At 68.3% G+C, this 9009-nt stretch carries 8 protein-coding genes and 1 pseudogene; 3 read left to right on the forward strand and 6 right to left on the reverse strand.

Annotated features, from left to right (window positions below):
- Nucleotides 1–117: 117 nt before the first annotated feature.
- The 3 genes from AC2W7C_RS09350 to AC2W7C_RS09360 are packed head-to-tail and all read right to left on the reverse strand — an operon-like array spanning nucleotide 118 to nucleotide 1060.
- Nucleotides 118–477, reverse strand: coding sequence for a hypothetical protein (locus AC2W7C_RS09350; protein WP_486001192.1), 360 nt, complete (start codon nucleotides 475–477; stop codon nucleotides 118–120).
- Entirely contained in the window at nucleotides 417–788 is a 372-nt protein-coding gene (locus AC2W7C_RS09355) for a hypothetical protein (RefSeq protein WP_486001193.1), read from the reverse strand. Before AC2W7C_RS09355 ends, AC2W7C_RS09350 begins: the two co-directional genes overlap by 61 nt.
- A complete protein-coding gene (locus tag AC2W7C_RS09360; RefSeq protein ID WP_486001194.1) occupies nucleotides 776–1060 on the reverse strand; it encodes a hypothetical protein in 285 nt (94 codons plus the stop codon). Before AC2W7C_RS09360 ends, AC2W7C_RS09355 begins: the two co-directional genes overlap by 13 nt.
- Before the next feature lie 170 nt (nucleotides 1061–1230).
- Between AC2W7C_RS09360 and AC2W7C_RS09365 the strand changes: the two genes are divergently transcribed.
- The gene (locus AC2W7C_RS09365) at nucleotides 1231–3171 is read left to right on the forward strand and encodes a peptide MFS transporter (RefSeq protein ID WP_486001195.1); all 1941 of its coding nucleotides are present in this window, start codon (nucleotides 1231–1233) and stop codon (nucleotides 3169–3171) included.
- A gap of 108 nt (nucleotides 3172–3279) precedes the next feature.
- On the opposite strand, the gene AC2W7C_RS09370 is transcribed toward AC2W7C_RS09365, so the two are convergent.
- From AC2W7C_RS09370 to AC2W7C_RS09380, 3 genes are all read right to left on the reverse strand, one after another.
- A complete protein-coding gene (locus tag AC2W7C_RS09370; RefSeq protein ID WP_486001196.1) occupies nucleotides 3280–5211 on the reverse strand; it encodes a TonB-dependent receptor plug domain-containing protein in 1932 nt (643 codons plus the stop codon).
- 315 nt (nucleotides 5212–5526) lie between these two features.
- The gene (locus AC2W7C_RS09375) at nucleotides 5527–6909 is read right to left on the reverse strand and encodes a TonB-dependent receptor domain-containing protein (protein WP_486001197.1); all 1383 of its coding nucleotides are present in this window, start codon (nucleotides 6907–6909) and stop codon (nucleotides 5527–5529) included.
- Nucleotides 6861–7391 carry a hypothetical protein gene (locus tag AC2W7C_RS09380; protein ID WP_486001198.1) on the reverse strand — a complete coding sequence of 177 codons (531 nt, stop codon included), beginning with the start codon at nucleotides 7389–7391 and terminating at the stop codon, nucleotides 6861–6863. The genes AC2W7C_RS09375 and AC2W7C_RS09380 overlap by 49 nt, the downstream gene beginning before the upstream one ends.
- Nucleotides 7392–7902: 511 nt before the next feature.
- Here AC2W7C_RS09380 and AC2W7C_RS09385 point away from each other — a divergent pair.
- Nucleotides 7903–8121 (forward strand): annotated as a pseudogene (locus AC2W7C_RS09385) (TraB/GumN family protein); the annotation flags it as partial.
- 217 nt (nucleotides 8122–8338) lie between these two features.
- Nucleotides 8339–8716, forward strand: a complete 378-nt coding sequence (locus tag AC2W7C_RS09390) for a TraB/GumN family protein (RefSeq protein ID WP_486001199.1) — start codon at nucleotides 8339–8341, stop codon at nucleotides 8714–8716.
- Nucleotides 8717–9009 lie beyond the last annotated feature (293 nt).

Below are 9009 nucleotides of genomic sequence, written 5' to 3' on the forward strand. Positions count from 1 at the left end.
GGCCGCGAACAGGGGCGTGCGGGGCCGCTCCCAGGGGACCGGTGGTCATGACCGCGACGGCGAAGCCGAGCGCGAGCAGACCCAAGGCGACGGGCGCGACCCGGATCCGCAGGGCGGTCAGGCGAGCCATCGGGGACGTTGGACCTCCGCGGGGGCCATGCCGTAGAGGCGCCGGCTCAGCAGGGCGATGGCCATCGTTCCATCCTCGGGCGAGGCCAGCCAGGCGCATCCGAGCAGCCGGTTCACGGACGGCGGCCGGTCCACCCAGCCGAACGGCCGGGCGGGGAGCAGAAGGATGCGTCGGCTCGACCCGTCGCGGCGCCAGCCCCAGACAGGATGCCGGCGCGCCGTCTGCGCGAAGCCGGCGTCCAGGGTGACGAGAGCCTCGGGGTCCCAGGCGGCGACCTGCTCCAGCGTCACGCGGCCGATGTCGGTCGAACCGGTCGCGACATTGGTCCAGCCGGCGCCCTCCAGCACCTCGGTGGCCAGCGCGCTCTGGAAGCCGGTCTCGAGCCCGTCGCGCCGCGGGCGTAGTAGAAGGCCGGCCCGGGCGGCGCGCGGCGCCAGCGTTCGAGGACTCCTTCGGCCTCCTCCGCCAAACCGTCGGCATGGTCGCGGACGTCCAGCAGAGTCCCGGCCTCGCGAAAAGCCTGGGGAATGCGCGTCAGCGCCCCGTCGATCAGGCGGACCCGGACGCCCAGCCGGTCCTGAATCCGCAGATCCTGGTCGCGGTTGCGGGGATCGGTGTCGCCGTAGTCGACGATCAGCGACGGCTTCAGGGCCGCCACGGCCTCCAGATCGGCGGGCCGGCCGGGGCCCGCCAGAGCTCCCAGCTCGGGCAGGGCCCGGGGCGGCGGGGGGGCAGGGCGGCGAGGTCCTCGGGCGATGGTTTGCGCGGCCATCCGGCGAGGCGTTCGCGCGCCGCGGCCCAGATCAGCAGGGCGGCGGGCTGACCGGCGGCGATCACGTCGCCGGATGAGGCTCGATCCTGACGGCCGCAAGCCGCCGGCAGGAGGGCGAAAGAGGCTCCCAGCGCCATCGTCGCGCGGCGGGTCAGCATTTTCTGAATCACCTCCTGCGACGTCCGGATCGGGTCTCACACAGGGTTACGACTTGTAAACCCCCCCGCAGGGTGGTCCTATCGCGCCTTCGCCAGGGGAGGCGGGGGCCGCAGTCGGCGCGCCCATAACAACACAACGGGCATCGCAACCCCGCAGTCAAAGGGTAGGCATGAATATCGTCATCATGTTGGGGGTGGTGATCACCCTCGTCACGGGGATTCCCGTGCTTCTTCAGATCCTCAAGGGACATCCCCGAGGGCTGATCATCTGCTTCTTCGCCGAGATGTGGGAACGGTTCTCGTTCTACGGCATGCGCGGCCTGCTGATCTTCTATCTGACCCAGCACTTCCTGTTCGACGACGGCTTCTCGAGCGGCCAGTACGGCACCTACGGCTCGCTGGTGTATCTGCTGCCCCTGATCGGCGGCATCGTGGCGGACCGCTACATCGGCACTCGCAAGGCGATCATGTTCGGCGCCATCCTGCTGGTGATGGGCCACGGCCTGATGGCCTACGAGGGCTCTCCCGCGACCCAGACGCTGACCTACGGCGGCCAGGAGTACGCGGTTCAGATCGAAGGCCGCGGCGAGGCGCGCGAGACGCACCTGATGATCGGGGGGCAGCCGTACAGCTACACCTCGACCGAACAGGGCCTGCAGATCAACGACCTGCCCGCCAACAGCGCCGTCCCGGCCCTGCTGCCGACCGGCGAGTACGCGCTGACGGCCACGCGCGACCAAAGCGGCGTGAACGCCTTCTACCTGGCGCTGTCGCTGATCATCATGGGCGTGGGCTTCCTGAAGCCCAACATCTCCACCCTGGTCGGCCAGCTGTACCCGCAGGGGGACCCGCGCCGGGATTCGGGCTTCACCCTGTACTACTACGGCATCAACCTGGGGGCCTTCTGGGCCGCCGTGCTGTGCGGCTACCTGGGCCAGAACTTCGGCTGGGGCTGGGGCTTCGGCTTGGCCGGGATCGGCATGGCGCTGGGCTTGGTGGTGTTCTGGCTGGGCAAGCCCCTGCTTCAGGGCAAGGGCGAGAGCCCCTACCCCGAACTGATCAAGAAGCCCGTCGCGGGCTTCCTGAACCGCGAGATCATCATCTATCTGCTCGGCTTCGTCGGCGTCGGCCTGATGTTCTTCATCGTGCCGAACCACGCCCTGGTCGGGCAGGGTCTGCTGCTGTCGACCATCGCGGCGCTCGGCTTCATCGCCTGGTTCATCATCTTCAAGCTGCGCGGCGACAAGGTCGCGCGCGAGCGGATGATGCTGGCCACCGTGCTGATCTTCGGTTCGGCGGTGTTCTTCACCCTGTTCGAGCAGGCCGGCTCGTCGCTGAACCTGTTCGCCGACCGCAACGTCGACCTGTCGCTGACCAGCTCGGCGGGCACCTTCCTGGGCCTTCCCTACGGCACGCCGGCGCAGGTCGCGGCGGCGGGTCTGTCGACCACGGGCCTGTGGATCGACACCTCGATCACCGCGGCCCAGACCCAGTCGTTCAACGCCGGCTTCATCCTGATCTTCGCGCCGATCTTCGCGGCGCTGTGGGCCTTCCTGGCCCAGCGCAAGATGGACCCGAACCCGGTGGTCAAGTTCGGCCTGGGCATCATCCAGGTGGGCCTGGGCTTCCTGGTGGTGGTCTGGGGCGCCAACTCGGGCCTGGTGGACGACTCCTTCCGCACGCCTCTGGTGCTGCTGGGCCTGCTCTACATGCTGCATACGACCGGCGAGCTGTTCCTGTCGCCGGTGGGCCTGTCGGAGATCACCAAGCTGTCTGTGCCCTCGATCGTCAGCTTCATGATGGCGGTGTGGTTCATGGCCTCGTCGATCGCCCACTTCCTGGGCGGCGAGATCGCCAAGCTGGCCGGCACGGAGACGGTCGGCGGGCAGGTGACCAATCCCGAGGCCGCGCTGCAGACCTCGCTGGACACCTTCAACACCATCGGCCTCTGGGGCGTCGGCATCGGCGTCGGCTTCATCCTGGTGAGCTTCTTCATCGCGAAGTGGTCCAACGGGGCGAACGACCCGAACAACCACCCCGGGCCGACCCTGACCGAGGGCGGCCGGGAGGACGGCAACGTCGCGCGCCCGTCGGCCACGACGACCGGCTGATCCAGCGACAGCCGCGGATACAGGAAGGGCGGGACCTTGCGGTCCCGCCTTTTGGTGCGCCCAAGGGGAAAGGGCGCACAGTTTCCGGGGAACGGAGGGACGCCTTCTTCAGAAGGTCTTTCTTATCTGGAGGAACAGCCAGGGGTTCGATTTGGTGCGGCGCACCTCGCGGAAGGCGATCGGCGAGGCGTCGCGCGGACCGGCGTAGACGTCCCGGTCGTAGCCCAGGGTCCGGTCGGTGACGTTGCCCAGGTCGGCGCGGATCGTCAGGTCGGCGCGCGGCTTCCATTGGCCGTAGACCATCACGAAGGGCTCGTTGTGGAAGGCGCGGATCTCCTTCACCCGGAAGGCGCGGCCCTTGTCGACGTTGCAGCCGTGGTCGAAGCCGTAGGACCAGCGGCCGCCCATCAGGTCGTGATTGAAGGCCACGCCGCAGCCGAAGGCCTGGTTGCCGTTGAACCGGCGCTCCTCGCCCGTCAGGGGGTCGGTGACATTGGTGGACGACCAGCTGGCGCGCGCCGTCAGCCGGGCGTTGGCGAGGCCCAGCCGATCCATCGGCAGGGTCAGGCGGGTCTGATAGAAATTCTCCGTCCCGTCGCCGATGTTGCCGACGCCGTCGAAGCCGCCCGTCAGGGGGATCAAGTCGACCACGTCCTCGAACACGTTGTGCTGGAAGGTGAAGTCCAGGACGCCGGCGCCCCAGAAACGGCGCTCATACAGGGCCTCGAAGACCGTGGTCTTCGACGGTTCCAGGTTCGGGTTGCCGCCCTCGACCTGACCGACTTCGATGTCGGCCGAGGCGGCGAAGTCCTCGAAATCCAGCTGGCCGACCTCGCGTTCGATGCGGAAGCGGAACTGGTGCCCGGTCCAGGGGGTCCACGTCGCCTGGATACGAGGTTTGGGATAGACGAACGACTTGGTCTGGTCGCTGTCGCCCGATTGGCTGATCTCGGAGACCTCGACCCGGACGCCGAACTCCAGGGTGAAGTCGGGGGAGGGGCGCCAGGTGGTGCGGCCGAACACCTCGCCGCGCAACTCCTCGACCTTGACGTTGGCCGAGGGCAGGGGGACCGGGACGCCGTTCTCGGCGTAGGTGTTGGCGCTGTCCAGGACGTTGTAGGCGACCTCGCCGCCGGTTTCGATCGCCCATGGATCCGACGGGCGGTAGCGCAGGACGGCGCGGGCGATCGATTCGCCCGTCGTCGCGTCGGTCGTGAAGACGGAGTCGTCCCCGCCGGCTTGGGTCGCGCCGACGTAGTCCTCGGTCGACCAGCGCTGCAGACCGGTCAGTTCGATGCTGGTCCGGGAACTCAGCTCGCGGGTCCAGTTCAGGCCGAGTTCGCCATTGAGGGTATCGGTTTCCTCGTCGTTGAAACTGTCGACGCCGGCGCCCGAGCGGATCAGCAGGTCCTGGGCGAACTCTTCGTTGTTCCAGCCGAGCAGGCCGTTGATCCGCAGCCGTCCGCCCGCGAAGGGGCGCTGGATCGCGCCGGTGGCCCGCAGGTTGCGGAAGCGGTCCCACCGCTCCAGGTCGGCGTCCTGGATCAGGTTTCCGGATGGGTCGTAGCGCCGGCGGAAGCCGTCGCCGGTGCCGTCGGTGCGGTCCGAAGTGCCGTTGATCGACGCTTCGATCAGATTGTCGCCGTCGCGGCGCGAATAGCGCGCGCTGAGCAACGGGCCGAGGTAGCCGTCGGGGTAGACGTAGGTGTTGACGCCCAGCACCCGCTCGACGGTGACGGCGCGCGCCAGGACGATGTTGGCGACCACCGCGCGGCCTTGCATGTCGATGCCCGGAGCGCCGCCGCGGATCAGTTCGACGCGGGCCACCCCGGCCGCCGAGATGCGGCGCAGGACGTTCTCGAGGTTGTCGGTCTTGCTGGAAGGCTGCTGGCCGTTGATCAGGACGTTGCCGGTCGCGCCGGCCAGGCCGCGGGTGTCGCTGTCGCCCGTGTCCAGGCTGAAGCCCGGGAGGCGCGAGATCATGTCCAGCGCGGTGTCGGGCCGGGCGTCGGCGAAGAACGCGGGCTCGAAGACCAGCACGCCGCGCTGGGCGGCGTCGACTTCGGGAGAGGTCCGCAGCGGTCCGTCGCGACCGGCGCCTGGGCGGCGCTTCGCGGATCTGGAGAGGGCGGGACGGCGCCGTCTGAGAAAGGGCCGGCGACGCGAGCACGGACACGGCGGCGCCGGTCAGCCAGATAGCCTTGCGCATGAACCCTCTCCCTGTTGCGGCGGACGGTGCCCGCGCCTCGCCGACCGCTCCAGTTACAACAGCGAAATGTGGATTAATTCGCGGCAACGCTTGCGGCGTCGCCGTGGCGGGCTCCACGCTTGGAAAACGGCGTGGAGCCCGCCGGATCAGAAGGTCTTGCGCAGGCGAAGCTGCCAGAAGGTGCGGGGATCGATCTCGCGGGTCTCGACGTAGGCGATGGGCCGCGTGACGCGGTCGCCATAGACGATCCGCTCCTGGTCGAAATTGTTCCAGATGTTGACCTGGGCGCGCAGCGACAGGGTCGGGGTCGGCTTGTACTCAACCCAGGCCTCGAAATAGTCCCTGCCGCGCCAGCTGAATTTCTGATCCGGGTCGTAGTTGGGCTGACCCAGCAGCGGTAGCCAGGCGCCGCCCCACTGCAGGTTCCAGGACTTGATGTCCTGGGCGATGGTGATCGTCGCCTGGGACGCGCGGACGTTGGAGATCGGGCGGGTCTCGCCGGTGGTCGGGTCGGTGACCTCGGTGTGGTTCCAGTTGTTGCGGAAGCCCAGACGGCCGCCGGTGAAGCCGAACCGGTCCGTCGGCACCAGGATGTTGACCGACAGCTGGTCCAGCGTGCCGTCGCCGATGTTCCCGCGGGCCGACAGCCCTCCGTCCAGGGGGATGAAGTCGATGGCGTCGCTGATCTCGTCGTGGCGCAGGGTGACGCTGACGATGCCGTCGCCCCAGAAGCGGCGCTCGTATGCCAGTTCGCTGATCCAGCGCTGTTCGGGCTCGAGGTCGATGTTGCCGCCGAAGACGTTCTCGTCCTCCAACTCGGCCGAGGCGGCGAAGTCGCCGAAGTCGAGTTGGCCGACCTCTCGCTCGAAGCGCAGGCGGAACTGGTTGTTGGGCATCGGCGTCCAGGTCGCCAGGAAGCGCGGCTTGACGAAGTACAGGCTCTTCTCTTTCTCGGCGTCGCCCGACTGGCTGATGGTGGACGCCTCGACGCGCAGGCCGCTTTCCAGGGTCAGGTTGTCGCGCGGGCGCCAGGTGCCCTTGGCGAAGAGCTCGCCCCGCGTCTCCTCGACCTTGACCGAGGCGGACGGCAGGGCGACGGGCACGCCGCCGACGCTGAAGGCCTGATCGACCTCGAGCATGTTGTAGGCCACCTCGCCGCCGGTCTCCAAGGTCAGGCGGGGGGAGTGCTCGTAGCGCAGCAGGCTGCGCAGAATGGTCTCGGATTCCTCTCCTTCCGAGGAGAACCGCTGCTCGGCGCCATCCACGCCGTTCAGCCGGGTCCGCGAGGTGGCTTCGTTCTCGAACGAGCCGAACTCGTGGATGAAGCGCGTCTCGGACCGCAGACGGCTGTCGATGTCGCGGGTGTAGACCAGGCCGAACTCGCCGCTGGAACCGTCCTCGGCGTAGAGACTCTCGCGTCGGACGGTGGGCGAGGTCTGCAGGTTGATGCTGGAGTAGTCGTTCAGCCCGTAGCGGCCGGTCAGGTCGATCTTGCCGCCCAGGAAGGGGCTGGCGTAGTTGACCCGCACCGATTGCCCCCGCCGGACTGGTCGTTGAAGAAGTGCTCGTCGCGCAGAATGGCGCCCAGGGCGTCGCGGCGGATGACCGGGCCGACCCCGTTGGAGTCGCTGGTCGACATGCCGTCGCTGAGGGTGAAGCCCCAGGTTCGGTCGCCGTCCTTGGCGGTGAACTGCCACGAACCGCCGTAGACGTCGTTCCCGCCCTCGAACAGGGCCGCGTTGCCGGTGAAGATCGACTGACGGCTGGACTGGCTGCGGGTGATCACGTTCACCACGACGGAGTAGCCCTGCATGTCGATGCCCGGGGCGCCGCCGCGGATCAGTTCGATGCGCTCGACCTGGGAGGCCAGGGTGCGGCCCAGCACGTTGGAGCCGGTGTCGTTCTTGGACGCCGGCCGCGAGCCGTTGATCAGGACGTTGCCGACCGATCCTTCGAAGCCCCGGCTGCCGGCGCCGTCATTGACGCTGAAGCCGGGGACCCGGTTGACCATGTCCAGGGCGGTGTTGGGCTGCTGGTCGGCGAAGAAGTCCGGGGTGAAGACCAGGACGCCCGTCTGTCCGGCCTCGGCCTGGGGCGCGGGTTGAGGCCGCCGGCTGGGGCGCGGGCGGCGTCTGGGCCGCGGCGGCGCCGGCGGACAGGAACAGGGCCGTCGTCGCCAGCAGAATGGTCTTGGTCATTGCAGAACTCCCCTCGTCGTGTGACGAGAGGTGTGACGGTCCGCCGCGCCCGTCTCCAGTTACAAGACGGACAGGTGGATTAAATCGGTGACAGCATTACAGCTTTGTCATTTTCTTGTTCTGATGTGGGCCGGGTAATACTGTCAATCACAAGGTCAAACGGGTGATTTCGTGAAATCCGTCTCAATTCTCTTGTCGGCCGTTCTGGCCCTTTCGATTCCTGTCTCCACGGCGCTCGCGCAGGACGCTTCCGGGCCGCCCGCGCAGGAAGAGGTCAGCCAGCTGGACGAGGTCGTGGTGCTGGCCCGGCGGTCCGGCGCGCCGATGTGGACGATCACCCGGGGCGACAGCACCCTGATTCTGGTGGGGGCGATCCGCAGCATTCCGCGGGACGTGACCTGGCGGCCCGACGCGCTGGAGGCCGCGGCGGCCAAGGCGGACCTGATCCTGCTGCCGCAGGAGGGGCGGGTCTCGCTAAACGACATCTTTCGGGTGATCTGGCGGGCCCGCACGATCGGGCGGCTGCCCGAGGGACAGACGACAGCCGACTATCTGACGCCGGAGTACCAGACGCGGCTGGAAGCCCTGATGGCCGGGGAGCGGGATCAGGACTGGCGCCGGACCAGCCTGCTGTTCGTCGGCTTCGACCTGATGCAGGACAAGGCGGGCTTCCGGGCGGGACGCGAAGGCGTGGACGCGGTCGACGTGGTCCGCCGCGCGGGGCGCCGCGCGCGGGTGGACGACGCGGCCGATCGGAACGGTGCGCGGCGACGAAATGATCGACAGCCTGATCAACGCGCCGCAGAGCGTGCATGCGCCCTGCGTCGAGCGGGCGATCGCGGCGGCCGAGATGGGGCCGGACGCGTCGCGCGAGCGGGCCGAGGACTGGCGCGCTTTCCGCGTGCCGGAGGTGGTCAACTCGCCGATCGAGCAGGCGCTGCGCATTTGCTGGCCCTGGGGCGACCCGGAGCTGTCCCCGGTGCTGCACCAGCAATGGGCCGCCGCGGTGGAGACGGCGCTGGTGTCGCCTGGCGTGACCATGGGCGTCGCGCCTGTCCGCCTGCTGGCCGAGGAAGGCGGGCCGCTGGACTCGCTGGAGGCGCGCGGGTTCGAGATCGAGGGGCCGGCGTGGAAGTAGCGGCTAGTGGCTAGTGGCTAGTGGCTAGTGAAGTGGAGATCGGAGTCTTGAGCCGGATAAATTTGGCTTGCCCCGGGGTCGCTATGCGGTGATCGGCTAGCCACTAGCTACCAGGGTTCAGACTCATTTAAAGCAAAGCAAGATCAGCAGCTTGGATTTCCGCTCATCCCCGCGAAGGCGGGGACCCAGTTCTTTTGCCGGCACAAGGTCGGCGGGATTGTCGTTTGCGGGCCCCTGGCGCGGCCGGATCGCCCAAAACACTGGGTCCCCGCCTTCGCGGGGATGAGCGGTAT

This window comes from Brevundimonas sp. CURTG3B2_SDJG (genome assembly GCF_057364705.1).